Consider the following 24,910-nt stretch of genomic DNA (forward strand, 5'->3'; position numbering starts at 1 on the left):
CACTTGAGCAATCCCCTCTCCCTCTGGGTGAGGGTTAGGGTGAGGGCCGCCCCACGCCGGACTGACACCCGCCCCCCTTTCCTACCCCCAAAACGACACCGCCCCCGCTACCGGTCAGGCAGCGGGGGCGGTGGTCTGGCCACGCCGGTCTTACTTGGCGAAGCTGGTCACCATGTCGAAGATCGGCTTGGGACGCTTGAGGTCATACATCATCCCGAAGTGGCGCTCGTGGACCACCGAGAGGGTCGGCTCGTCGAGCAGTTCGTAGACGTTGATCTCGGCCACCACGTCCCTGTAGCTGGTGTTGAGCACCGTGAGCATCTGCTTGACGCTGTCGTAGCAGGCCCGATCGCCGTCACGGCCGCCGTCGGTGTTGCCCTGGTAGACGTTGCCGCAGTTCATCTCGTTGAAGAACACCTTGGTCTTGTACTTGTTGGCCATGGCGCGTATCTGGCCCAGGTACATGTCCATCCAGTATCCCTTGTCGTCGACATAGGGGTAGTAGTGGAAGCTGATGTAGTCGAAGTTGAAGCCCGACGCCTTGGCCTGGTCGAGGAACCACATGGCCCCATTGCGATCACCCGGGCAACGCGAGGTGGTGGTGCGATCATCCGAGTTGCACGCCATCACGTTGATGGTGGTCTTGAGGTTGGCGCCCAGCTCGTCCGAAGCCTGCTTGATGCCGCGATAGATCCCGACCAGGGTGTTGATGCGATCCTGCGCACCGGCCTTGGCGTAGTCCTGCTCGTTGCCGATCTCCCAGATCTTGATGTCCTTGGCGTAGCGCTTGGCCAGGGTATAGGCCTGCGCCTGGGTCAGCTTGTGGGTGATCACCGGCCGCAGGGTGATGTTGTACTTGCGGGCCAGGGACACCAGCCGATCCAGCTCGGGCAGGTTGGTCACCAGATACTCGCCGGAGCGATAGGTGCGCAGATTGCGCGCCGCCAGTAGCTGCAGGCGGGCCTCCATCTCGGCAGGCGGATAGGCGGCGCTGTTGTCGTGGCCGACCACCCCCAGGGGGATGTTCTTGTAGCCGGTCAACGGCGCCGAGGAGACGCTGCCACTGGCGACCGGCAGGACCACGTTCTGCACCGGTTGCACGCTGGCCGCGGGGGTCGGCGTGGTCGTGGTGGTGCCCTGGGCCAGGGCGGTGTTCACCTTCTTGTCGAAGGCGGTCTTGTCGTCGCCCGCGGCGCCACGCATGACCTCCAGTGGCAGGTTGGCGCGCGAGGTGATGCCGTTGGCCAGGCGACTGGTCCAGTAGGCGCTGCCGCTGCTGTCGGCGCTGCGGCCATAGAGGTTCTGGTAGACCTGGTTGACCAGGGCCGCACCGCTCAGCGAGCCATAGAGGGTGGTCGATTCGCCGTTGCCGGCGAAGTTGGCCGCCAGTTGCTCGACGCTCATGTCGCCGGCCAGACGCGAGGCCCAGTAGTTGAGGCCACCGGCATCGGCGGCCCGGCCGTAGTAGGCCAGGTAGAGCTGCTCGACGGTGGTCAGCTTGGACGAGGTCGCGGCATTGGCGGTGGTGCCGGTGACGGCGCCAGCCATGGGCGTGCTGCCTGCGGTGGTGCCCGTGGGGGTGCCCGTGGTGCTGCTACCCGTAGCCGGCGCGGCGCCAGTGGTGGTGCCGGTGGTCGCTCCGCCGGCACCGGTCCCGCCGGTGGTGCCCGCGGTCGCACCGCTGGTGGCGGTCTCGGTCTTGGGCGGCGTGGCGGCCGTCGGGGTCACCTGCGGACCGATGCCGGCGCAGCTGTCCTTGTCCAGGTACTTGGCCAGTACCGCCCACTGCGGACGCTCCTTGCCATTGATCGGCTCGACCGCCTGGTTGTAGGTACCCCAGCCCGGGCCGGCGGCCCAGTAGGTGGCCGGAATGCAGTTCTGCTTCAGGTAGGCCAGCATGCCGTCGAGAATGGGCAACCAGCGCGCATCCGTGTCAGGTACGCCGAAGCCGCCGATGAAGCCGCGCTTGTTGTTGGCCTTGAGCCAGCTGACGAAGGGCTTGAGACGCTCGACGCCATAGCTGGGCGAGAGGGTCGCCACGTTCAGGCTGGTGTCGAAGAAGGCCTGGGCCATGAAGATCAGGTTGTTGGCCGGGTCCTTGAGCTTGAGCAGCGTATCGTTCCACTGCGGCCAGCGGGTGGTGTCGGCCCAGCCATTGCCTTCGATGAAGATCGGGTGGGTCGAATCGACCGCGCGCACGCCGTCGATGCCGTACTGGGCAGCGGTCGGCCAGTTGCTCACGGCGTCGTGGGGCTCGTTCATGATGTCGTAGCCATAGAGCGCCGCATGGGTGCCCCAGCGCTGAGCGACGCGGGTCATGAGATTCTGGAAGGCTTCGTAGGGGACTTCGCCCGCGCCGATGACCTTGCCCTGGTAGCGGGCGTAGTTGTGCAGATCGAGGATGACCTTGACGCCGTACTTCTGGGCGTAGCCCAGGGTGCGATCGATCAGGCCGGCGTAGGTGGGATCGAGATTGGCCCCCATGGACGATTGCAGGCGCTCCCAGAGAATGGGGAAGCGCACCAGCTTCACGCCCTTGGCGCTCCACTGCTGGAAATGGCTCTCGGCCGGGAAGATGAAGTTGCGGTCGTTGACACCGGGCAGTACCTGGGCGGCGAAGGTGGCGCCGGAGAAGTTGAGACCGACCAGGTCAACGGCCTGGGCGGAGGTGGCAAGCGAAGCGGTGGCGAACAGGGCAGGCAAGAGCAGCGCCTGACGCGGCAGGCGGCGGGAGATGGAGCTAAGGATTGTCATCAAGAAGGAACCAGATAGGCCGAGGTGCGCGATTCGATCCGTGCATCCCACCTCGGTACAGCAGGAAAACTGCCGGGGAAGATCGTTTCCCTAGCACCTGCAAAGCCTAGTGCAAGCGCTAGACCAATAAGAACCCGTGCCATCACGATGCAGGGGTAAACGCGGCGTTTTGCCAGATGTACGGTGCCGATGATGGCACTTTGTCTACCGTTCGTCGGTGACCATCCGGTCACCCAAGAGACCTGTTTTCGCGGTGAAGTCAGGTTTGTCCGCTTTCTGACGGTTCAGGGCTTGCCGGCATAGCGGCGGATCAGTTCCATGACCGGTTTTGGGCGGTCCAGGTCGTACATCAGCCCGAAGTGACGCTCATGGGCAATCGGATGGGTCGGCTCGTCGAGCAATTCGTAGACGTTGATCTCGCGAACGATGTCGCGATAGCGCCCATTGAGTTCGGAAAGGATGGCTTCGAGGCTGTCATGGCAGCCGCGATCGCCCGGTCGGCCGCCATCGGTGGCGCCCTGGTAGATCTCGCCGCAATTGACCTCGTTGAAGAAGATCCGCGTCCGGTATTTTTCCGCCATGGCGCGCATCTGCCCCAGGTAGAGATCCATCCAGCGGCCGCGATCATGGTAGTGCGGGTAGTAGTGGAAGCTGATGTAGTCGAACGCGAAGCCGGCGGCCCGGGCCTGATCGAGAAACCACATGGACCCCAGGCGATCGCCCGGGCAACGGGCCTTGGCACCCCTGTCGTCGGGGTTGCAGGACATCACGTTGATGGTGGTCTCGAGACCGGCGTCCAGTTCGTCGGAGGCCCGGCGGATGCCGCGATAGATGTCCACCAGTCGACTGATGCGGATGCCGGCGCCGACCCGCGAATAGTCCTGCTCGTTGCCGATCTCCCAGATCTTGATGTCCTTGGCGTAGCGCTTGGCCAGGGCATAGGCCTGGGCCTGGGTCAGTTGCTGGGTGATCACCGGTCGCAGGGTGATGTGGTACTGGCCGGCGAGGGCCACCAGGCGATCCAGGCGGGGCAGATCCAGCAGCAGGAATTCACCCGAGCGATAGCTGCGCAGGTTGTAGCGGTCGAGCAGCTGCAGGCGCCTTTCCATCTGCGCATCGGGATAGGCGGCGTTGTTGTCGTGGCCCACCACGCCCAGGGGGATGTAGGGCAGGTCGGGCAGGGAGACGGAGTCGGCGGCCCGGACCGGGGCACCCAGGCACAGGGCGGCGACCAGGCCGAACCAGGGCGAAATTCTAGGCATCAGGCGCATCCTTGCAGATAGAGAGCAGAGCCGCGGAGCATGGCAAAGTGCCGGCAGCGGCTCAATGCCAAGGGGGCCCAGGCTGCGACCTCCGCCACACCGCCGCAGGTTACAGTAGGTGTCCGCGCGCCGTGCCGAGGACCTGCCCATGACCACCACCCTGCTGCTGGCCCAGGCCTGCAACAATCGCTGGTCGAACCACCGCCTGCTGGCGGCCTGCGCCCTGCTGCCGGTCACCGCCCTGCGGGCGCCCCAACCCGCCGCCTTCTTCGGCTCGCTCTGGGCCCTGCTCGGCCATCTGCTCGATGTCGATCGCTTCTATCTCGATGCCCTGCACGACCAGCCCCGGCCCTACCAGGATACCGCCTGGCCTGACCTGGCGACGCTGCGTGCGGCCCAGAGCGCCAGTGACCTGCGCCTCATCGCCCTGTGCCGCAGCCTCGGTCCGCAGCAACTGATCCCGCTCATCACCCTGCCCCGCGCCAGCGGCCCGGTACGGGAACAGCGCCTGCGCACCCTGCAGCATCTCTTCGTGCATCAGCTGCACCACCGCGGCCAGGCCCACGCCCTGCTCCTGGCCAGCGGCGTGGCGCCGCCGCAACTGGACGAATTCTTTCTCGCCCAGGACGAACCGCTACGCCGGGCGGAGCTGGCGGCGCTGGGGATCGATGAAGGGGAGTTGTGGGGGACTGGCTCGTAGTAGCAACTGTCTTTATCGCAACCATGCCGGTGCGCCGTAGCGACCGCTCCTACAAAAGCATCACCCCTGTAGGAGCGGCCCACGGCCGCGATTCGCTGCTGAAATTCCTATCGCGGCGCCCCATCGCGATCTGTCTTGGAGCGCTGTGGACAAACGTCCACTCGGCCAGCCCCCTCTCCCTCCGGGAGAGGGCTGGGGTGAGGGCGCCCCCGCACCGACCTCCAGGTGGAAAAGACTCCGCCGTTTTCCACCCTACAACCGTCGTGCTGCGGGTACTCAGAAATTCGCCGGCGTGGTCGCGCTGATCAGTCGGGCGGGGGCTTCGAAGGGATTGCGGAAGCGATGCGGGCGGCTGCTTTCGAAGTAGTAGCTGTCGCCGGGTTCGAGGATGTGCACCTCGCCGCCCACGGTCAGCTCCAGGCGGCCTTCCACCACCAGGCCGGCCTCTTCGCCTTCATGGGCGTACATCTCTTCGCCGGTGTCGGCGCCGGGCGGATAGGTCTCGTCGAGAAAGGCCAGGGCGCGACTGGGATGGGCGCGGCCGACCAGGCGCATGCGCACGGTGTGGGCGCCACTGGAGATGTCGATGAGTTCATTGGCGCGATAGACCACCTGGGTCGGCGTGTCCTGCTCCAGATCCAGGGAAAAGAATTCCACCAGGGACATGGGAATCCCGGCCAGCACCTTTTTCAGCGAGCTGATGGAGGGACTGACGCTGTTCTTCTCGATCATCGAGATGGTGCTGTTGGTCACCCCGGCACGCTTGGCCAGTTCGCGCTGGGACAGGCCCTTGAGGGTACGGATGGTTTGCAGGCGGGCACCGACGTCCAAGGTGGGAAAGACTCCTCGAGCAGGCGGGGGAGACGTGGCCAGGCCACGCGCTGAAGGCGTGCCGCGGCACGGTGTTCGGCATCATGGCAACGCTGTTCGAGATTTACAACACCACGACGGACGTGCGGCCCCGGTACAGCGTTCGCCTGGTGGCGGCAGCGCCCGGAGGCCCTGCCCAGGGCCTAGTCGCGATAGCTGCGCGCCACCCGCTTGAGGTTGCACAGCAACTGGTAGGGAATGGTGTCGCAGCGTTCCGCCAGGTCCGCCACCGACACCTGGCGGCCCCAGAATTCCACCTCGCTGCCCACCCCGGCCTGGGGATGATCGGTGAGATCGACAGTGAGCATGTCCATGGATACCCGGCCGATCAGTTGACCGGGACGGCCTTCGATGGCCACCGGGGTGCCGTTGGGCGCATGGCGCGGATAGCCGTCGGCATAGCCCAGGGCGACCACGCCGACCCGGGTCGGCCCGGCGGTGACGAAGCGCGCGCCATAGCCCACCGGCTCGCCGGCTGGCAGTTCGCGTACGGCGATCACCCGCGAGGTCAGGGTCATCACCGGTTGCAGTCGTTCGGCCGCGGCCTGGGCCGTGGCGAAGGGCGAGACGCCATAGAGCATCAGCCCCGGGCGCACCCAGTCACCGGCGGCCTGGGGCCAGCCCAGGGTCGCCGGCGAATTGCGCAGGCTGGTGGGGCCGGGCAGGCCCTCGGTGGCCGCGCGGAAGGTGGCGATCTGCGCCGCGGTGGCCGGGCTGTCCGGTTCGTCGGCGCGGGCGAAGTGGGTCAGCTTGACGATGCCGCTGACCTTGCCGCTGGCCAGCAGTCGCCCATAGGCGGCGGCGTAGTCCTGGGGAAAGAAGCCGACCCGGTGCATGCCGGAATCCAGCTTCAGCCAGACCTGCAGCGGCCGCGCCAGGGTGGCCCGCTCCACCGCCTGGAGTTGCCAGTCGGCATGGATCACCGTCCAGAGATCGTGCTCGACGATCAACGGCAACTCGTCGACGCCGAAGAAGCCTTCCAGCAGCAGGATGGGCGCGCGGATCCCGGCAGCGCGCAGCTCCAGGGCCTCCTCGATGCAGGCCACGGCGAAGCCATCGGCCTCCTTGGCCAGGGCGCTGGCCACCGCCACGGCGCCATGGCCATAGGCATCGGCCTTGATCACCGCCAGGGCGCGGGCATCGGAGAGTTCAAGTGCCAGTCGGTAGTTCTGGCGCAGGGCGGCGAGGTCGATGACGGCGCGGGCGGGACGCATGGGAGGTCTCGGCAGAGAGAGGGAAAGTTGGGGGGCGTTGAAACACCCTCACCCTGGCCCTCTCCCGGAGGGAGAGGGGATGAGGACGCTACGCCTTGACGGCGGCGATGACGTTCATTTCCACCAGGATGTCCGGCTTGGCCAGCTTGGCTTCGACGGTGGTGCGACCCGGGGTGGCGCCCTGGGCGGCCCATTCGTCCCAGGCGCGATTCATGCCCTCGAAGTGCAGGGCGATGTCGCGCAGGAAGATGGTCACCACCAGGATGTGCTGCTTGTCGCTGCCGGCCTCGGCGAGGAATTTGTCGACGTTGGCCAGGGTCTCGCGGGTCTGCTGGTAGATGTCGCCGGCAAAGTCGTCGGCCAGCTGGCCGGCCAGGTAGACGGTACCGTTGTGGATGTTGATTTCGCTGAGGCGGCGATCAGTGTGCAGACGCTGTACGGGCATTGCGCGGGGACTCCTGGGTAGCGGAATAACGGGAGATGTCGAGACCCTCAGCGCTGATCTGCGGCTGCTTGCGGGCGATCAGATCGGCCAGCAGGCGACCGGAGCCGCAGGCCATGGTCCAGCCCAGCGTCCCGTGCCCGGTATTGAGGAACAGGTTGCGATAGCGGGTGGCACCGACGATGGGGGTCCCGTCCGGGGTGGCGGGTCGCAGACCGGTCCAGAAGCTGGCCCGGGCGAGGTCGCCGCCGCGAGGATAGAGGTCGCCGGTGATCATTTCCAGGGTCGCGCGGCGGCGCGGATCCAGGTTCAGGTCGAAGCCGCAGATCTCGGCCATGCCGCCGACGCGGATGCGATCGTCGAAGCGGGTGATGGCGACCTTGTAGGTCTCGTCGAGGATGGTCGAGGTCGGCGCCATGGCGGCATCGACGATGGGCACCGTCAGCGAATAGCCCTTGAGCGGATAGACCGGCGCGCGAATGCCCAGGGGCGCCAGCAGGTGCGGCGAATAGCTGCCCAGGGCCAGGACGTAGTGGTCGGCGGTGAGCAGTTCGCCATCGACCCTGACGCCGTCGATACGATCGCCATTGGCGCTGAGTTGCTGGATCTCGGCGCCGAAGCGGAATTCCACGCCCAGGCGGCGGGCTTCCTCGGCCAGGCGATTGGTGAACAGGAAGCAGTCGCCGGTCTGGTCGTTGGGCAGGCGCAGGCCGCCCGCCAGCTTGTGCTTGACCGCCGCCAGCGCCGGTTCGACCCGGGCCACGCCGTCGCGGTCGAGCAATTCGAAGGGCACGCCGGAGCGCTCCAGCACGGCGATGTCCTTGGCCGCGGCCTCCACCTGCTGCTGGGTGCGGAAGATCTGGGTGGTGCCCAGCTGGCGGCCTTCGTAGGCGATGCCGGTGTCCTGGCGCAACTCGTCGAGGCAGTCGCGGCTGTATTCGGACAGCCGCACCATGCGTTCCTTGTTGACCGCATAGCGGGCCGCGGTGCAGTTGCGCAGCATCTGCGCCATCCACAGGTACTGGCTGCTGTCGCCGGTCAGGCGGATGGCCAGGGGCGCGTGCTTCTGGAACAGCCACTTCAGCGCCTTGAGCGGTACGCCGGGCGCGGCCCAGGGCGAGGCATAGCCAGGCGAGACCTGACCGGCGTTGGCATGGCTGGTCTCCAGGGCGGGACCGGCCTGGCGATCGACCACGACCACCTCGAAACCCTGACGGGCCAGATAGTAGGCGCTGGTCGTGCCGATGACGCCGCTACCCAAAACCAGTACACGCATCGCTAGCTCCTGGCCGGCGAGAGGATTTCGCCGGCTTTCGTCGGAATGAAGGCAGATACGGCAAGTATAGAAAGCCGCTCGCAGTGCTAATCACTGAAGAATTGCCTATATTCGGAGTAATTTTCCGGTAAAGACCCCTTTGGCAGAGACCTCCGCGATGCGTACCCATCACCAGGCCAGACGCGAGCTGGACAAGATCGACCGCAACATCCTGCGCATCCTCCAGGACGATGGCCGCATCTCCTTCACCGAGCTGGGCGAGCGGGTGGGGCTGTCCACCACGCCCTGCACCGAGCGCGTCCGCCGGCTGGAGCGCGAGGGCATCATCCAAGGCTACAACGCCCGCCTCAATCCGCAGCACCTCAAGGCCGGGCTGCTGGTGTTCGTCGAGCTGAGCCTGGACTACAAGTCCGGCGACACCTTCGAGGAATTCCGCCGCGCCGTGCTCAAGCTGCCCCAGGTGCTGGAATGTCACCTGGTCTCCGGCGAATTCGACTATCTGGTCAAGGCGCGCATCTCCGAGATGGCCTCCTATCGCAAGCTGCTCGGCGACATCCTGCTCAAGCTGCCCCATGTGCGCGAATCCAAGAGCTACATCGTGATGGAAGAGATCAAGGAGACCCTGAGTCTGCCGGTGCCGGACTAACGGCTGGCAACCCCGGGGATCACCGTCTAGGCTGCGCTCTTTCGTCAGATCGCCAAGCAGGCCACGCCATGGATCCCCGCCAACGCCAACTCATCACCGCCGCCAATCGCCAGGCCTGGGAGCTGTCGGCGCCGCTCCATGCCCGGGGCGAGGAATGGGAGGCTCTGCTGGAACAGGCCCGGCAACCCGGCTTTTCGGTCCTCGACGCCTGCCTGACCGCCACCCTCACCGCACTGGACATCCGCGGCCTGAGTTGCGCCCAGGTCGGCTGCAACAATGCCCGCGAATTGCTTTCCCTGGCCAGCCTTGGCGGCCGTCCCGCGCTGGGCATCGACCAATCGCCGGCCTTCCTCGCCCAGGGTGAGCAGCTGGCTGCGGCGGCGGGCCTGGCGCCGCGACTGGTGGCGGCCGACATCTATGCCCTGCCCGCCGGGCTCGGCCAGCACGACCTGGTGCTGATCACCATCGGCGTATTGAACTGGATGCCCGATCTGCCGGCCTTCTTCGCCGCGGTGCAGGGCCTGCTGGCGCCAGGCGGACGCCTGGTGGTCTACGAGACCCATCCCTTCCTGGAAGTCTTCGAGCCCCAGGCGGACCAGCCGCTGGTGCCGCGCTACAGCTATTTCCGGCGCGAGCCGCTGGTGAGCGACCACCTCATCGCCTACGATGGCCTGGATCATGGCCAGGGCGCGCCGAGCTACTGGCACATCCACACCCTGGGCGCCATCGTCACCGCCTGCCTGCAGGCAGGCCTGGCGCTGCAACGGCTGGAAGAGCATCCACACTCCAATCGGGAGGTGGATTACGACCGCTACCAAGACCAGCAAGCCCAGCTGCCGATGAGTTTCACCCTGGTGGCACAACGGCCCACCGCTTAGGATTGCGCCTTCGCCCTGGCCAGTCAGACGCCTCCATGCAGCCCCACGCCCCCTCCTACTACGCCGCCACCGCCAACCAGACCCTGAGCTTTCCGCCCCTGGAGGGCGAGGTCCAGGCCGATGTCTGCGTGGTCGGCGGTGGCTTTTCCGGGCTCACGACCGCCCTGGAACTGGCCGAGCGTGGCGCCCGGGTGGTGCTGCTGGAAGCCCGCCGCATCGGCTGGGGCGCCAGCGGCCGCAACGGTGGCCAGCTGATCCGCGGCGTCGGCCATGACGTCGAGCAATTCGAACCGGTCATAGGCACCGAGGGGGTGCGTGAACTCAAGCGCCTGGGCTTCGAGGCGGTGGACCTGGTGCGTCAGCGCATCGCCCGCCATGGCATCGACTGCGCGCTCTCCTGGGGCTTCGCCGACCTGGCCAACAAGCCGCGCCACTGGCAGCACCTGCAGGAAGAGCATGCCGCGCTGCAGGCTCTGGGCTACTCCCATCCGCTGCGCCTGGTGCCCAAGGCCCGGCTGGCCGAGGTGGTCGGCTCCGACCGCTACCAGGGCGCCCTGGTGGACGAGGGCTCCGGCCACCTGCATCCGCTCAATCTGGCTCTCGGCGAAGCTGCCGCGGCCCGGGCGCTGGGCGTGCAACTGCACGAAGACAGCCAGGTCACCCGCCTGGAATACGGCCCCCGGGTGCGCGTCCACACCGCCCGCGGCCGGGTCTCGGCCGCTACCCTGGTGCTCTGCTGCAACGCCTATATCGACGACCTGCAACCCGATCTCGCCGCCCAGGTCCTGCCGGCCGGCAGCTATGTGATCGCCACCGAGCCGCTGTCCGCCGAACGCGCCGCGCGGCTGCTGCCGGGCAATCGCGCGGTCTGCGACCAGAACGTGGCGGTGGACTACTTCCGCCTTTCCGCCGACCGCCGCCTGCTGTTCGGCGGCGCCTGCCACTATTCCGGACGCGATCCCAGGGACATCGCCGGCTACATGAGGCCGAAGATGCTGGAGGTGTTCCCCGAGCTGGCCGAGGTCCGCATCGACTACGCCTGGGGCGGCATGATCGGCATCGGAGCCAATCGCCTGCCGCAGATCGGCCGGCTGCGCGAGCACCCCAACGTCTTCCATGCCCAGGCCTATGCCGGTCATGGGGTCAACGCCACCCACCTGGCCGGTCACCTGCTGGCCGAGGCCATCCTGGCCCAGTCGGCCGGTTTCGACCTCTTCGCCCGGGTGCCCCATGCGCGCTTTCCCGGCGGTCGCCACCTGAGATCGCCGCTGCTGGCCCTGGGCATGCTCTGGTATCGCCTCAAGGACAGCCTGTGATCCGCCTGGTCGTGCCCCTGCTGCTGGCGCTGCTGGCCGGCTGCGCCACGCCGATTCCGCGCCACGCCTCCCAGGTCCTCCCGGTCGCCGGCACCGCCCTGGACAGCCAGGTGCGCGCGGCTGGCGCCACCCACCCGGGCCTGTCGGGTCTGCGTCTGCTGGAAACCAGTACCGACGCCTTCACCGCTCGCGCCGAGCTGATCCGCAAGGCTCAGCGCAGCCTGGACATCCAGTACTACATCGTCCACGACGGCCTGACCACCCGGCTGCTGGTCAACGAACTGCTCAAGGCGGCGGATCGCGGCGTGCGTATCCGCTTTCTCATCGATGACACCAGCAGCGACGGCAACGACTACCAGATCGCCGTGCTGGCGGCCCATCCCAATGTGCAGATCCGCGTCTTCAATCCGCTGCACCTGGGCCGCAGCACCGGTCCGACCCGGGCCCTGGGCCGCCTGGTGGATCTCAACCATCAGCACCGCCGCATGCACAACAAGCTGTGGCTGGCCGACGACAGCGTGGCCATCGTCGGCGGCCGCAACCTGGGTGACGAGTACTTCGATGCCCGTCCGGAGATGAACTTCACCGATCTCGACCTGCTCGCCGCCGGCCCGGTGGCGCGGCAACTGGGCACCAGCTTCGACCAGTACTGGAACAGTCCGCTGAGCCAGCCGGCCCGGCGGCTGCGCTGGTTCGCTCCCTCGCCCACCGCCCTGGTGCGGCTGCGCGCACGGCTGCATCACTACCTCGACAGCGAACGCACCCGCGACCTGGCGCTGTACAACCGTCTGCGGCGCTACGCCACCGCGCCCCAGCTCGACGGCTGGCTGCGGGAGCTGACCTGGGCCCATGCCCAGGCATTCTGGGATGCGCCGCGCAAGGTGCTGGCCGAAGACGAACCGGACTGGCAGCTGCTGCTCACCCATCAGCTGCAACCGACCCTGGACGGCGCCCAGCACGAACTGCTGCTGGTCTCTTCCTACTTCGTGCCGATGAATCAGGGGGTCGCCTACCTGGGGGGCCTGGCCGCCCGCGGCGTCGATGTCCGGGTGCTGACCAACGCCCTGGAAGCCACCGACGTGCCCGCCGTGCACGCCGGCTATGCGCCCTATCGCGCGGCCCTGCTGGCCCAGGGGGTCAGGCTCTATGAGTTGCGCGCCCGTCCGGACCAGAAACGCTCCGCCCTGCCCTACAGCTTTGGCGAATCCGAATCCAGTCTGCACAGCAAGGCCATGGCCATCGACGGGCGCTGGTCCTTCATCGGCTCCTTCAATTTCGATCCGCGCTCGGTGCTGTGGAACACCGAGGTCGGCATCCTGGTGGACAGCCCGGTCCTTACCGGTCGCCTGCGCCAGCTGATGCTGCAGGGCATGGCCCCGAGCGTCTCCTATGCGGTCAGGCGCGTCGAGGATCGCGGGCAGGTGCGGCTGGAGTGGGTCAGCGAGCGCGACGGCCAGCCCCGGGTGCTGCACCACGAACCGGGCAGCGCCTGGCGGCGCTTCAACGCCTGGGTGGTCAAGGCGGTGGGGCTGGAGCGGATGCTCTAGGCTTCGCCCTCACCCCAATCCTCTCCCAAAGGGCGAGGGGGTTGGCGCGTCGGCTGGGTTGAGACGGCTCCACCGGCGCAGCCCAACCACCCACGCCGTGCCAACCCTGTTGGGCTTCGCTGGCGCTCAACCCAAGCTGCGACGCCATCAATCTCCCTGCAAAAAATCCGGTAATTGCTCATTTTATGAGCAGTAGTCAACCCAGACTTCGGCTAAGGTCGACCGCATTCATCGGCCCCGCTCCGGCACCCGGCCGTTCCCTGCATCGAGGATCTCCCATGAGCGCTACCGCCCTGCGTCACGACTGGACTCTCGCCGAAGTCCGCGCCCTGTTCCAGCAGCCCTTCAACGACCTGCTGTTCCAGGCCCAGGGCGTGCATCGCCAGCACTTCGATCCCAATCGCGTGCAGGTCTCCACCCTGCTGTCGATCAAGACCGGCGCCTGCCCGGAAGACTGCAAGTACTGCCCCCAGTCCGGTCACTACAACACCGGCCTGGCAAAGGAAAAGCTGATGGAGGTGCAGAAGGTGCTGGAGGCGGCCGCCGAGGCCAAGGCCATCGGCTCGACCCGCTTCTGCATGGGTGCCGCCTGGAAGCACCCGTCCGCCAAGGACATGCCCTATGTCCTGCAGATGGTGCAGGGCGTCAAGGCGCTGGGCCTGGAGACCTGCATGACCCTCGGCCGCCTGGACCAGGAGCAGACCCGCGCCCTGGCTGACGCCGGCCTGGACTACTACAACCACAACCTGGACACCTCGCCGGAGTTCTACGGCAGCATCATCACCACCCGCACCTACGGCGAGCGCCTGCAGACCCTGGCCTACGTCCGCGAAGCCGGGATGAAGATCTGCTCCGGCGGCATCCTCGGCATGGGCGAATCGGTGGACGACCGCGCCGGCCTGCTGATCCAGCTGGCCAACCTGCCCGAGCACCCCGAATCCGTGCCGATCAACATGCTGGTCAAGGTCCAGGGCACCCCGCTGGCCAACGAGAAGGACGTCGATCCCTTCGACTTCATCCGCACCCTGGCGGTGGCGCGCATCCTCATGCCCAAGTCCCATGTGCGCCTGTCCGCCGGTCGCGAGCAGATGAACGAGCAGATGCAGTCCCTGGCCTTCCTGGCCGGCGCCAACTCCATCTTCTACGGCGAAAAGCTGCTGACCACCGGCAACCCCCAGGCCGACAAGGACATGCAGCTGTTCGCCCGCCTCGGCATCCAGCCCGAAGCCCGCGAAGAGCACGCCGACGAGGTGCACCAGGCCGCCATCGAGCAGGCCCTGGTGGAGCAGCGCAACGGCGAACTCTTCTACGACGCCGCCACCGCCTGACTCCGCGCGCCGCCCAGCTCTTCCCCCTCTTCCCCGAGAAAGAGCTGAGATAAGGCGAAACCCCGCTGCCAGTCCCCGCGCCAGACCAACCCCCTCTCCCCCTGGGAGAGGGCTGGGGTGAGGGCGCTCTGAACCCTTATCAACGAGAACCCCATGGCCTTCGACCTCGCCGCCCGCCTGGCCCAGCGTCACGCCGAGCACCTCTATCGGCGCCGCCCGCTGCTGGAAGCACCCCAGGGCCCCGAGGTGGTGGTGGATGGCGAACCCCTGCTGGCCTTCTGCAGCAATGACTACCTGGGCCTGGCCAATCACCCCCAGGTGATCGCCGCCCTGCGCGCGGGCGCCGAGCGCTGGGGGGTGGGCGGTGGCGCCTCGCACCTGGTGATCGGCCACAGCGGTCCGCACCACCAGGTCGAAGAGGCCCTGGCCGAACTCACCGGGCGGCCGCGCGCCCTGCTGTTCTCCACCGGCTACATGGCCAACCTGGCGGCGGTCACCGCCCTGGTCGGCCGTGGCGACACGGTGCTGGAGGACCGCCTCAACCACGCCTCCCTGCTCGATGCCGGTCTGCTCAGCGGCGCGCGCTTCGGCCGCTATCTGCACAATGATCCCGCCAGCCTGGCCACGCGCCTGGCCAAGGCCGAAGGCGACACCCTGGTGGTCACCGACGGGGTCTTCAGCATGGACGGCGATCTGGCCGCCCTGCCCGAACTCTGCGAGGTCGCCCAGCGTCACGGCGCCTGGACCCTGGTGGACGACGCCCACGGCATCGGCACCCTCGGCGCCAGCGGTGGCGGCATCGTCGAGCATTTCGGCCTGGACCAGCGTCAGGTCCCGGTGCTGGTCGGCACCCTGGGCAAGGCCTGCGGCACCGCCGGGGCCTTCGTCGCCGGCAGCGAAGCGCTGATCGAGACGCTGATCCAGTTCGCCCGACCCTACATCTACACCACCAGCCAGCCGCCGGCGGTGGCCTGCGCCACCCTCGCCGCCCTGCAGCTCGTCCGTGAGGAAGGCTGGCGCCGTGAGCTTCTGCACACTTTGATCCAGAGATTCCGCAGGGGCGCGACGGCTCTCGGCCTGGACCTTATGCTCAGCGCCACGCCGATCCAGCCCATCCTGGTCGGCGACAGCGCGCGCGCCCTCGCACTCTCCGCCGCCCTGCGCCGACGCGGGATTCTGGTCACCGCCATCCGACCGCCCACCGTACCGGCCGGCAGTGCCCGCCTGCGGGTAACCCTGACGGCGGCCCATCGCGAAGCGCACGTGGACCTCTTGCTCGACGCTCTGGCCCAGGCCATGGCCGAATTACCGCCTGACGCGGATAAGTGACCGACCCATGCGCGATACCCTGATCTTGCTGCCCGGCTGGGGCCTGGGCAACGCTCCGCTGGAGCCCCTGCGTGACGAACTCGTCGAGCAGGCACCCTTTCTCGACGTGCTGATCGAACCGCTGCCGACCCTGACCGACACCCAGGCCTGGTTCACCGACCTGGAAGCCCGCATCGCCGAGGGCGGCTGGCTGGCCGGCTGGTCGCTGGGCGGCATGCTCGCCAGCGAATTCACCCTGCGCCGCCCCCAGGGCGTGCACGGCCTCATCACCCTGGCCAGCAATCCCTGCTTCGTCGCCCGCGCCGGCTGGCAGACCGCCATGGCGCGCAGCGTCTTCACCGATTTCTTCGAGGCCTGCTCGCTGGACGCCGAGCTGACCCTCAGGCGCTTCACCCTGCTGGTGGCCCAGGGCGCGCGCGACAGCCGCACCCTCGCCCGCCAGTTGCAGGTGACCCTGCCCGAGATCGACCCCGAGGTGGTCATCGCCGGTCTGGAGCTGCTGGCGCGCCTGGACACCCGCGCCGCCCTGCAGGCCTTCAGCGGCCCCCAGCTGCACCTGTTCAGCGCCCATGACGCCCTGGTCCCGGCCAGCGCCGCCCAGGCCCTGCGCGACGAGCTGCCCAACGCCCAGGTCGAGGTCCTGGAGCACGCCAGCCATGGCCTGCCCCTGGAACGCCCGGACGAGGTGGCCACCCGTATCCGTGAATTCATCTATGCAGGACGCGATGGCTGACGTATTGCCCGACAAGCGCCAGGTGGCGCTGTCCTTTTCCCGCGCCGCCGCGCAGTACGACGGCGCCGCCCTGCTGCAACGCCGGGTCGCCGACGGCCTGCTCGCCCGGCTACCCGTTCTGCATCCGCAACGCTGGCTGGACCTGGGCAGTGGCACCGGCTATTGCAGCCGCGCCCTGGCCCAGCGCCATCCGCAGGCCGAAGGCCTGGCCCTGGACCTGGCGCCCGGCATGCTCCGCCATGCCCGTGCCCAGGGCGCCGGTGCCGGCCACTACCTCACCGCCGACGCCGAACGGCTGCCGCTGCGCGCCGACAGTTGCGATCTGATCCTTTCCAGCCTGGCGCTGCAGTGGTGCCCGGACCTGCCCGCCGTGCTCGCCGAGGCGCGCCGCATCCTGCGCCCGGGTGGCGTGCTGGCCTTCAGCAGCCTGGTCGCCGGCACCCTCGACGAACTGCGCCAGAGCTGGGCCCGGGTGGACGACCAGGTGCACGTCAATCGCTTCCGTCAGCAGACGGCCTATGCCGCAGCCGCCCAGGCCAGCGGCTTGCAGGTGCTGGGACTGGAGGTCGCACCCGAGCGGCTGCACTTCCCCGATCTGCGCGCCCTGACCCAGCACCTCAAGGCCATCGGCGCCCACAACCTCAACCAGGGGCGCCCCCAGGGCCTTACCGGGCGCCAGCGCCTGGCCGCCTTCACCCAGGCCTACGAGGGCCTGCGCGAGCCCGCCGGGCTGCCCGCCACCTACCAGGTGATCCACGTCCTGCTGCGCAAGGAATGACCGCCATGCCCGCCTATTTCGTCACCGGCACCGACACCGAGATCGGCAAGACCACCATCGCCGCTGGCCTGCTGCACCGGGCCCGGCTGCAGGGCCTCGCCACCGCCGGCGTCAAACCGGTGGCCTCCGGGTGCGAACGCACCGCCGAGGGCCTGCGCAACGGCGATGCCCTGGCCCTGCTCGGCGAGACTTCGCTGCCGCTTGGTTACAGCGACATCAACCCCATTGCCCTGGAACCCGCCATCGCCCCGCACCTGGCGGCTCGCGAAGCCGGCATCGACCTCAGCGTTGCCGCCCTGGCCGCACCGGTACGGCGGATCCTGGCGCTGCAGGCCGATTTCAGCCTGGTGGAAGGCGCCGGCGGCTGGCGCGTGCCCCTGGCCGGCCGCGAGTCCCTGTCCGATCTGGCCCGTGAGCTGGGTCTGCCGGTGATCCTGGTGGTGGGTGTGCGCCTGGGCTGCATCAACCACGCCCTGCTCAGCGCCGAGGCCATCCTCGCCGACGGCCTGCCACTGGCCGGCTGGGTCGCCAATCTGGTGGCGCCAGCGACCCTGCGCCTGGACGACAACCTCGCCACCCTGCACGAACGCCTGCCGGCGCCCTGCCTGGGCACGGTGCCGCACCTGGCCGCGGCCACCCCCGCCGCGGTCGCCGCGCACCTGCGCCTGCCGGGCTGATATCAGTCTTTCGGGCGATGGCCGCAGGGCCAGGCCGGCGGCAGACTGCCCTGTCTACCGCTGCCGGATCGCTCCAGTGCCTGCCTTCAAATTCCTGACCTGCCTGGGCCTGCTCGGCCTGACCAGCCATGCCTGGGCGCTGGACAACCAGACCCTCGTGGAGCAGCGCGGCGAGCGCCTCGGGGCCTTCCTGAGCCAGGAAACGGATACCCGCCAGGGCACCCTGGAAGTCAGCCAGAGCGGTCGTGCCAGCCAGGCCTATCTCACCCAGAGCGCTTCCCAGGGCGACCGTACCCGCGTCGAGCAGGGTGGTGTCGGCAATTTCGTCAATGTCACCCAGGCGGCCGGCGGTGCGCGCGAGGTCCTCATCGACCAGCGCGAGGCCAGCCAGAGCCACGCCTATGTCTATCAGGGCCATGGCCAGCGCAACACGGTGGACAGCGTCCAGCGCGGCCTGCTCAACGAAGCCCTGGTACGCCAGGGCGGTGACGACCAGCGACTGCGCATCGAGCAGCAGGGCGAGCGCAACCAGTCGAATCTGTTCCAGGACGGCCGCGACAGCGCCGTGCGACTCAGGCAGGTGGGCGACGATCACGTCCAGGACGTGCTGAGCCTGGGCGCGCGCAACGAAGTCAAGCTGCTGCAGGGCGGCGGTGCCAACCGGGCGGAGGTCGAGCAACGCGGTGACGACAACCGGGCGGCGATTCGTCAGAGCACGCGACAGCAGGAGGCGCAACTGGTCCAAATCGGCCAGCGCAACAGCGCGACGGTGCAGCAGAACAGCCACGCCGATCGAGCCCAGAGCGTCAGTGTGCGCCAGCGGGGCGACGACAACGCGATCCAGGTGATCGTGACCGGCGCCGGCAACCGCCTCGACCTGCAGCAGCAGGGCAAGGGCAACAGCGCCGACGTCCTGATCGGCGGTGACGATTCCCGCCTGACCCTGGCTGCCCAGGGCAACGATAACGAGATCAGTGCGGTCTGGGTGGGCGACAACGTCGAACTCGGCGTCGAGCAGGTGGGCGACGGTCATCTCCTGCAGGCGGGGCTGGCCGGCGCTGCCCGGGTCAGCGTCAGTCAGCAGGGCGCTGGTCAGTACGCCGCGATCAGTCAGGCAGACGCGGGCAACAGCCTTGACCTGCGCCAGAGCGGCCAGGGCAACCGGGCGACCATCCGGCAATAGCCGGACACAGGCGGCGACACGGACTGCTGGTTCTTTGGCGTCAAAGCTGCTTCAATAGCCCTTTGACATCACCGTCGAGGACCCTGTCCATGAACGTGACTTCAAGCAATTCGCTTTACGCCGGGGTGCAGGCCTACCAGAACGGTAGCCGTACGGTCGAAAAGGCCGGCGCCGCCCTCGCCTCCCAGACGGCGCGTAACGAGCAGCAAGCCCTGGGCGCGACCACCAACAGCCAGGCCGATCTGGCCAGTGAACTGGTCAACCTGGATGTCGGCAAGTACCAGGCGCTGGCCGGTACCAAGGTCATGCAGGCCTCCCAGGAAACCCTGGGCCGGCTGCTCGATACCCGCGCCTGATCAGCAATTCTGTGAGTGGAAGGGGCGCCCTGAGAGGCGCCCCTTCTGCGTTCTAGCCCAGGCGGAAGCGGGTGGTGTTGGCCGTCAGGGTGCGACTGCCCGCCTCCAGACCCACCGCCGTGCTCTGCACCGTGCGCGCGTTGCCGAGCAGATCGGCCGCGGCTCCATCGACCTGCTGGATGTTGCCGCTGACCTGATCGGCGGTGACCGCCTGCTGTTCGGCGGCGGTGGCGATCTGCACCAGGGTGTCGGAGACGCCCTGTACCGATTCGGCGATCTCTTCCAGCCGCCGTCCCAGTCCGGTGATCGACTGGGCGTCGCTGGCGGCCTGGCCGCACGCGTCCTGCATCAGGGACACGGCCTGGGCCACGGTGCCGCTCAGGCTGCCGACGGTCCCGGCGATCTGCGCCGTGGAGGCCTGGGTGCGCTGCGACAGCGAACGCACCTCGTCGGCGACCACCGCGAAACCCCTTCCCTGATCACCCGCCCGGGCCGCCTCGATGGCGGCGTTGAGCGCCAGCAGGTTGGTCTGTTCGGCGATGCCGCGGATGACGTCCACCACCTGCTGGATCTGCCCGGCCTGGGCATTGACCTGGGCCATGGCCGCCGCCGTCTCGTCCAGGCGCTGGTTGAGGCGCTGGATGCTGGCCGTGGTCTGGCGACTGTCGCTCTGGCTGGCCTCGGCGATGCCGCGCATCTGCTCGGCGCGGCCGGCGGCCTCTTCACAACTCCGTGCCACGCCCTGGGCGGTGGCGGCCAGCTCGTTGGCCGCGGTGGCGATCTGGGTGATCTGCTGGCGCTGGGCTTCCACGGCGCCCAGCGCCGCCTCGGCCTGCTGCCCCAGCGCGCCGGAAGCCGTGCCCACCTGGCGACTCTCCTGCTCGACCGCCTGCAGGCTGCCGCGCAACTGCACCACGGCCAGGTCCAGGGCGCGCCCGATCTCGGCCAGTTCGTCCTGGCCACTCACCTGCGCCGAGCGGGTCAGATCGCCGTCGCGCAGGCCTTCGGCCAGGTTGGTGATGCGCCGCGCACTGCCGCGAATGGCGGCCTGCATGCACAGCAGCAGATAGCAGGTCACCACCAGCAGCAGACCGAAGCCGGCGGCGATGGCGCCAAAGCTGCGCACGGCATCGCCGCGATAGTATTGCAGCCGCTGATCCAGGTTCTTCAGCGTCTGCTGGCGGAAGGACTGCAGCCCCTGCAGCACCCCGTCCAAGGTGGCTTCGAACTGTTCCGGCTTGAGCGTGATCTCGCCGCCGAACACCCCCTGATCGAGGGTCTTGAGACTGGCGTCCAGCTGGCTGCTGACCTTCTGGTAGTCGTCCTTCCAGCCGGCCATGTCGGCGGGCAGCTTGTTGCCGAGCAGGACGGCGACCTTGGCCAGGCTCTCGCTGGAGTCGCCGACGCGCGCGCGCAGGTCGCGCAGCTGCAGGCGGCTCTGCAGGCTGAACTGGCCGGAGACTACACTGGCCTGGCCGACGCTGGCCAGGCGGCCGAGGCGTTCATACAACTCGACCGACTGGGTGGTGCCGATCTGCATCAGCAGATAGGTTTCCATCCAGGGATCAAGGATGAGGCCGCTGTCCAGGGCGATTTCCTCGCGCAGCGCCTGGACGGCTCCGAGGGCGGCGGTGAATCGGTCATAGCCGTTCGGCCACCAGCCCAGGCCGCGCAGGTCCGCGACCTCCAGCCCGGCGAGCGCCTGCTGCAGGGTCTTGAAGCGAGCCTGCACATCCGCGCCGGCGCCTTCGGTCGCCAGCTGCTGTTCGAGCCGGGCGAGCCGCTCGCGACGACTGTCATTGCGACTTTCCAGGGCAGCGATGGCGGCCTGCACGGCCGGCGTTTCCTGGCGACTGGTGTCGATCGCCTTCCAGCGCGCGGTCAGGTTGCGTCGAAGGGTGAGTTCTTCTTCCACGGCGTCCAGCCGTTGCAGCAGCCGCACGCCACTGCGCTCGCCACTGACGGTGGCCAGCTTGGCCTGGAAATCGGCGCCCAGCAGCCAGAGACTGACCGCCAGGGGCAGGATGAACAGCACCAGCAGCAGGGCGAACTTGCGGGCGAAGCCGAACTGGCTCAGCACGCGAATCCCCGGTGACAACAAAACACCCATGTTCGACCACTCCTGTGCCAGCCACCGGCAAGCGTCGGCTATCCGTTGCGGATACCTATAGGACGATTTGTCGGCAAACTAACGACTTTCTTGAAAGATAGGGCACAATCGCCGCCCTCCCGTATTCTCAGACCCGGTCCTGTACTCAGGCCCGGGCGTTGCCGTTAAAGGACCGTCCGCGTGGAACGCCTCAAAGCCAAGATTCGCAGCGAAGGCCAGGTACTCTCCGAGCAGGTGCTCAAGGTCGATGCCTTCCTCAACCACCAGATCGATCCGGCGCTGATGCGCGACATCGGTCAGGAGTTCGCCCGCCGCTTCGCCGACGCCGGCATCACCAAGATCGTGACCATCGAAGCCTCGGGGATCGCTCCGGCGGTGCTGACCGGACTGGAGCTGGGCGTGCCGGTGATCTTCGCCCGCAAGCACCAGTCGCTGACCCTGACCGACAATCTACTGGTCGCCAGTGTCTATTCCTTTACCAAGCAGACCGAGAGCACCATAGCCGTCTCGACCATGCACCTTTCGTCCGACGATCGGGTGCTGATCATCGACGACTTCCTTGCCAACGGTAAGGCGGCCAAGGCGCTGATCTCCATCATCGGTCAGGCCGGGGCCCAGGTCGCCGGCCTGGGCATCGTCATCGAGAAGTCCTTCCAGGTCGGTCGCGCCGAACTGGATGCCCAGGGCTATCGCGTCGAATCCCTGGCCCGTGTCGCCTCCCTGGCCAATGGTCAGGTCACCTTCGCCGAGTAAGCCATGGCTCAGATACTGCGCATTCTCGGTGCCGATCTCGATCGCACCGAAACCTGGATCCGTTACGACAAGGCCATGTGCCTGGACTGCGTGTCCAGCTGCTGCACCCTGCCGGTGGAGGCCCGCCTGTCCGATCTGATCCGCATGGGCGTGGTGGACGAATTCGAGAAGGGCGAGCCGCTCAAGGACATCGCCAAGCGGCTCAAGAAGGACGGCGTGGTCGAACGCCTCAATGCCAAGACCGGGTTGTTCACCCTGGTGCGGCTGTCCAACAACGACTGCATCTATCTGCATCCCAAGACGCGGCTGTGCACCATCTACGACCAGCGCCCGGAAACCTGCCGCAACCACCCAAGGGTCGGTCCGCGCCCGAACTACTGCGCCTACAAGCCGCAGAAGCTGCGTTAGACGGCGGTCCGCCGAAGCATGCCCGCCTTGTTGGGCTTTGACGGAAAAGCCGTCTCGACCTACGGTGCCTCAGGGCTGGACGCGTAGGTTGGGCTGAGCGCAGCGAAGCCCAACGGGGTTGGCCAGGGCGACGCTAGAACTCGCCGCTCTCCATCGCCCTTTTCATGTCCGCCCGCTCTTCCAGGCATTCCGGGCCGGCCATGTCGAAGATCCGGCAGACCCAGGGGCGCACCTCGTAGATGCTGCAGTTCATCTGCTCGCGATCCAGGGCAGCGCACCAGCCGTCGTCGAGACGCCTCATGCGGGTGCCGGTCCAGTCTTCCTCGATGTAGCGGGCAGGCACGCCGGCATCGTCGAACAGCAGGACTTCCTGGCGGCAGCACCAGGCCTGACAGCTCTCGCAGGTCACGGTAGGGGTGGAAAGGTCATGCAGGGGGATGTCGCTCATGTGCGCAGTGTACCGCCCCGGACCGCCCAGCGGTTTCCGGCCGATGGCTGGACCAGTTACCATGCGCGTCCCTGACGGTTGTAACCAGTTGTGACCATGCCCAAGCCCCCTTCTCGCGCAGGAGCCGCCATGACGGCCGCACCCCGCTATCGCTTCTATGTCGTGGTCGCCGTGCTGATCCTGCTGACCTGCGTGGTCGCCGGCCGCATCACCTACCTCAAGCTGATCGACGCCGCCTTCCTCGGCGACCAGGGCGACCGCCGCTCGGTGCGCCACATTCCCATTCCGGTCACCCGCGGCATGATCACCGACCGCAACGGTGCGCCCCTGGCGGTTTCCACCGAGGTGGTGACCATCTGGTGCAATCCGGCCGAGATGCAGGACAGCGCCGACCAGCTGGGGCGCCTGGCCCAGGCCATCCACAAGCCCGAAGCCGAGTTGCGCAATCTGATCCTCGGCCATCCGGAAAAGCACTTCCTCTACCTGGCCCGGGCGCTGTCGCCCATCGACGGCGAGAACATCATGGCCCTCGGCGTGCCCGGGGTCCGCCAGATCAAGGAATACAAGCGCTACTACCCCAGCTCCGAGCTGGTGGCCCAGGTGATCGGCATGGTCAACATCGACGGCCATGGCCAGGAGGGGCTGGAACTCGGCTTCGAGGACTGGCTGGCCGGCAAGGGCGGCGTGCGCGAGGTGCTGATCAATCCGCGCGGCTCGGTGGTCAAGAACATCCGCGTGGTGCGCCAGCCGCAACCGAGCAAGGACGTCGCCCTGTCCATCGACCTGCGCCTGCAATTCATCGCCTATCGCGCGCTGCAGACCGCGGTGGAGAAGTTCGGCGCCCAGTCCGGGTCGGCGGTGCTGGTCAATCCCAAGACCGGCCAGATCCTGGCGATGACCAACTTCCCCTCCTACAACCCCAACAACCGCGCCACCCTGCAGATCCCCAACATGCGCAACCGCACCCTGACCGACGCCTTCGAGCCCGGCTCGGTGATCAAGCCATTCAGCATGTCGGTGGCCCTGGCCTCGGGCAAGTTCAACGAGAACAGCACCGTGGACGTGGCGCCGGGCTGGATGACCATCGACGGCCATACCATCCACGACGTGGCCAAGCGCGGCGTGCTGACCATGACCGGGGTGCTGCTCAACTCATCCAACATCGGCATGAGCAAGGTGGCCCTGCAGATCGGGCCGCTGCCCATCTACGAGCAGCTCAGCCGGGTCGGCTTCGGCAATCCCCTGGCGCTGGGCTTTCCCGGCGAGAACGCCGGCTACCTGCCCGGCCACACCAAGTGGTCGCAGATCGCCACGGCCAGTATGTCCTTCGGCTACAGCCTGGCGGTCAACGTCGCCGAACTGGCCCAGGCCTACTCGGTGATCGCCAACGACGGCCAGCTGACGCCCCTGACCCTGCTCAAGGACCAGAAGCAGCAGAGCGTCCAGGCCATGGACCCGACCATCGCCCGGCGCATCCGCATGATGCTCAACCACGTGGTGGAAGACGACGGCGGCGTGATCCGCGCCCGGGTACCCGGCTATCACGTGGCCGGCAAGTCGGGTACCGCGCGCAAGGCCGGCTCGGGCAGCTACACCGAGCACGCCTATCGCTCGATGTTCGTCGGCATGGCGCCGGCGGCCGATCCCAAGCTGGTGCTGGCGGTGATGCTGGATACCCCGACCAAGGAAGGCTACTTCGGCGGCCTGGTCTCGGCGCCGACCTTCAGCGAGATCATGTCCGGCGCCCTGCGCGCCCTGGCCGTGCCGCCGGACAACCTGCCCGACACCAATACCGCCCAGCAGGCGAAGGCCGAGCCGCACCCCCACGGCTAGCTGGGGAACGGCCGCAAAAAAGGGCGACCCCAGGGTCGCCCTTTTGCATGCCGCGCTACCTGGCCAAAG

23 protein-coding genes are annotated in these 24,910 nt (G+C 67.7%); 15 read left to right on the plus strand and 8 right to left on the minus strand.

The window, feature by feature from the left end:
* Positions 1-150: 150 nt before the first annotated feature.
* A complete protein-coding gene (locus tag QMX82_RS16610) occupies positions 151-2,754 on the minus strand; it encodes a cellulase family glycosylhydrolase (protein WP_282285574.1) in 2,604 nt (867 codons plus the stop codon).
* Positions 2,755-3,038: 284 nt separating this feature from the next.
* On the minus strand, positions 3,039-4,016 hold the full coding sequence (locus QMX82_RS16615) for a hypothetical protein (protein WP_282285576.1): 978 nt from the start codon (positions 4,014-4,016) through the stop codon (positions 3,039-3,041).
* Positions 4,017-4,134: 118 nt separating this feature from the next.
* Here QMX82_RS16615 and QMX82_RS16620 point away from each other — a divergent pair, with 118 nt between their 5' ends.
* Positions 4,135-4,716: a DinB family protein gene (locus tag QMX82_RS16620; RefSeq protein WP_282285579.1), complete on the plus strand. Its 582-nt coding sequence runs from the start codon at positions 4,135-4,137 to the stop codon at positions 4,714-4,716.
* A gap of 276 nt (positions 4,717-4,992) precedes the next feature.
* Here the strand turns inward: QMX82_RS16620 and QMX82_RS16625 are convergent, their stop codons facing one another.
* From QMX82_RS16625 to dadA, 4 genes are all read right to left on the minus strand, one after another.
* On the minus strand, positions 4,993-5,547 hold the full coding sequence (locus tag QMX82_RS16625; protein ID WP_007159860.1) for a cupin domain-containing protein: 555 nt from the start codon (positions 5,545-5,547) through the stop codon (positions 4,993-4,995).
* A gap of 182 nt (positions 5,548-5,729) precedes the next feature.
* Positions 5,730-6,800 carry an alanine racemase gene (gene alr / locus QMX82_RS16630; protein WP_208693535.1) on the minus strand — a complete coding sequence of 357 codons (1,071 nt, stop codon included), beginning with the start codon at positions 6,798-6,800 and terminating at the stop codon, positions 5,730-5,732.
* An 88-nt stretch (positions 6,801-6,888) separates the two neighbouring features.
* Positions 6,889-7,245: a RidA family protein gene (locus QMX82_RS16635; protein ID WP_282285586.1), complete on the minus strand. Its 357-nt coding sequence runs from the start codon at positions 7,243-7,245 to the stop codon at positions 6,889-6,891.
* Positions 7,220-8,518 (minus strand): D-amino acid dehydrogenase, encoded by a 1,299-nt coding sequence (gene dadA, locus QMX82_RS16640; protein ID WP_282285587.1) that lies wholly within the window; start codon positions 8,516-8,518, stop codon positions 7,220-7,222. The genes QMX82_RS16635 and dadA overlap by 26 nt, the downstream gene beginning before the upstream one ends.
* A gap of 157 nt (positions 8,519-8,675) precedes the next feature.
* Here dadA and QMX82_RS16645 point away from each other — a divergent pair, with 157 nt between their 5' ends.
* The 11 genes from QMX82_RS16645 to QMX82_RS16695 all read left to right on the plus strand — a co-directional run bounded on the left by QMX82_RS16645 (position 8,676) and on the right by QMX82_RS16695 (position 19,289).
* Positions 8,676-9,164: an Lrp/AsnC ligand binding domain-containing protein gene (locus QMX82_RS16645; RefSeq protein WP_007159864.1), complete on the plus strand. Its 489-nt coding sequence runs from the start codon at positions 8,676-8,678 to the stop codon at positions 9,162-9,164.
* A 68-nt stretch (positions 9,165-9,232) separates the two neighbouring features.
* Complete coding sequence (locus QMX82_RS16650; RefSeq protein WP_282285611.1) at positions 9,233-10,042, plus strand: class I SAM-dependent methyltransferase; 810 nt, start codon at positions 9,233-9,235, stop codon at positions 10,040-10,042.
* 35 nt (positions 10,043-10,077) lie between these two features.
* A complete protein-coding gene (locus QMX82_RS16655; RefSeq protein WP_282285613.1) occupies positions 10,078-11,358 on the plus strand; it encodes an NAD(P)/FAD-dependent oxidoreductase in 1,281 nt (426 codons plus the stop codon).
* Positions 11,355-12,905: a phospholipase D family protein gene (locus QMX82_RS16660; RefSeq protein WP_208693531.1), complete on the plus strand. Its 1,551-nt coding sequence runs from the start codon at positions 11,355-11,357 to the stop codon at positions 12,903-12,905. The genes QMX82_RS16655 and QMX82_RS16660 overlap by 4 nt, the downstream gene beginning before the upstream one ends.
* 278 nt (positions 12,906-13,183) lie before the next feature.
* Positions 13,184-14,233, plus strand: a complete 1,050-nt coding sequence (bioB, locus tag QMX82_RS16665) for a biotin synthase BioB (RefSeq protein ID WP_282285615.1) — start codon at positions 13,184-13,186, stop codon at positions 14,231-14,233.
* A 153-nt stretch (positions 14,234-14,386) separates the two neighbouring features.
* Positions 14,387-15,562 (plus strand): 8-amino-7-oxononanoate synthase, encoded by a 1,176-nt coding sequence (gene bioF / locus QMX82_RS16670; RefSeq protein ID WP_208693530.1) that lies wholly within the window; start codon positions 14,387-14,389, stop codon positions 15,560-15,562.
* Positions 15,563-15,569: 7 nt separating this feature from the next.
* Positions 15,570-16,295 carry an alpha/beta fold hydrolase gene (locus QMX82_RS16675; RefSeq protein WP_208693529.1) on the plus strand — a complete coding sequence of 242 codons (726 nt, stop codon included), beginning with the start codon at positions 15,570-15,572 and terminating at the stop codon, positions 16,293-16,295.
* On the plus strand, positions 16,276-17,073 hold the full coding sequence (gene bioC / locus QMX82_RS16680; protein ID WP_208693528.1) for a malonyl-ACP O-methyltransferase BioC: 798 nt from the start codon (positions 16,276-16,278) through the stop codon (positions 17,071-17,073). The genes QMX82_RS16675 and bioC overlap by 20 nt, the downstream gene beginning before the upstream one ends.
* Before the next feature lie 5 nt (positions 17,074-17,078).
* Positions 17,079-17,750 carry a dethiobiotin synthase gene (gene bioD / locus QMX82_RS16685; protein ID WP_208693527.1) on the plus strand — a complete coding sequence of 224 codons (672 nt, stop codon included), beginning with the start codon at positions 17,079-17,081 and terminating at the stop codon, positions 17,748-17,750.
* Between the two features lie 76 nt (positions 17,751-17,826).
* Positions 17,827-18,933, plus strand: a complete 1,107-nt coding sequence (locus QMX82_RS16690; protein ID WP_282285625.1) for a hypothetical protein — start codon at positions 17,827-17,829, stop codon at positions 18,931-18,933.
* An 89-nt stretch (positions 18,934-19,022) separates the two neighbouring features.
* Positions 19,023-19,289 (plus strand): hypothetical protein, encoded by a 267-nt coding sequence (locus QMX82_RS16695; RefSeq protein ID WP_058791715.1) that lies wholly within the window; start codon positions 19,023-19,025, stop codon positions 19,287-19,289.
* Between the two features lie 52 nt (positions 19,290-19,341).
* Here the strand turns inward: QMX82_RS16695 and QMX82_RS16700 are convergent, their stop codons facing one another.
* The gene (locus QMX82_RS16700; protein ID WP_208693524.1) at positions 19,342-21,399 is read right to left on the minus strand and encodes a methyl-accepting chemotaxis protein; all 2,058 of its coding nucleotides are present in this window, start codon (positions 21,397-21,399) and stop codon (positions 19,342-19,344) included.
* A 180-nt stretch (positions 21,400-21,579) separates the two neighbouring features.
* Here QMX82_RS16700 and QMX82_RS16705 point away from each other — a divergent pair, with 180 nt between their 5' ends.
* Positions 21,580-22,152: a xanthine phosphoribosyltransferase gene (locus QMX82_RS16705; RefSeq protein WP_044343057.1), complete on the plus strand. Its 573-nt coding sequence runs from the start codon at positions 21,580-21,582 to the stop codon at positions 22,150-22,152.
* Positions 22,153-22,155: 3 nt separating this feature from the next.
* Positions 22,156-22,560: a YkgJ family cysteine cluster protein gene (locus QMX82_RS16710; protein ID WP_093255091.1), complete on the plus strand. Its 405-nt coding sequence runs from the start codon at positions 22,156-22,158 to the stop codon at positions 22,558-22,560.
* A gap of 133 nt (positions 22,561-22,693) precedes the next feature.
* On the opposite strand, the gene QMX82_RS16715 is transcribed toward QMX82_RS16710, so the two are convergent.
* Complete coding sequence (locus QMX82_RS16715) at positions 22,694-23,008, minus strand: YkgJ family cysteine cluster protein (RefSeq protein ID WP_158890356.1); 315 nt, start codon at positions 23,006-23,008, stop codon at positions 22,694-22,696.
* 129 nt (positions 23,009-23,137) lie between these two features.
* On the opposite strand from QMX82_RS16715, the gene QMX82_RS16720 reads away from it, so the two are divergent.
* Positions 23,138-24,841: a peptidoglycan D,D-transpeptidase FtsI family protein gene (locus QMX82_RS16720; protein ID WP_208693521.1), complete on the plus strand. Its 1,704-nt coding sequence runs from the start codon at positions 23,138-23,140 to the stop codon at positions 24,839-24,841.
* Positions 24,842-24,910 lie beyond the last annotated feature (69 nt).

The sequence above is a fragment of the Pseudomonas sp. PS02302 genome, from assembly GCF_029959585.1.
Classification (GTDB): Bacteria; Pseudomonadota; Gammaproteobacteria; order Pseudomonadales; family Pseudomonadaceae; genus Chryseomonas; species Chryseomonas aestiva.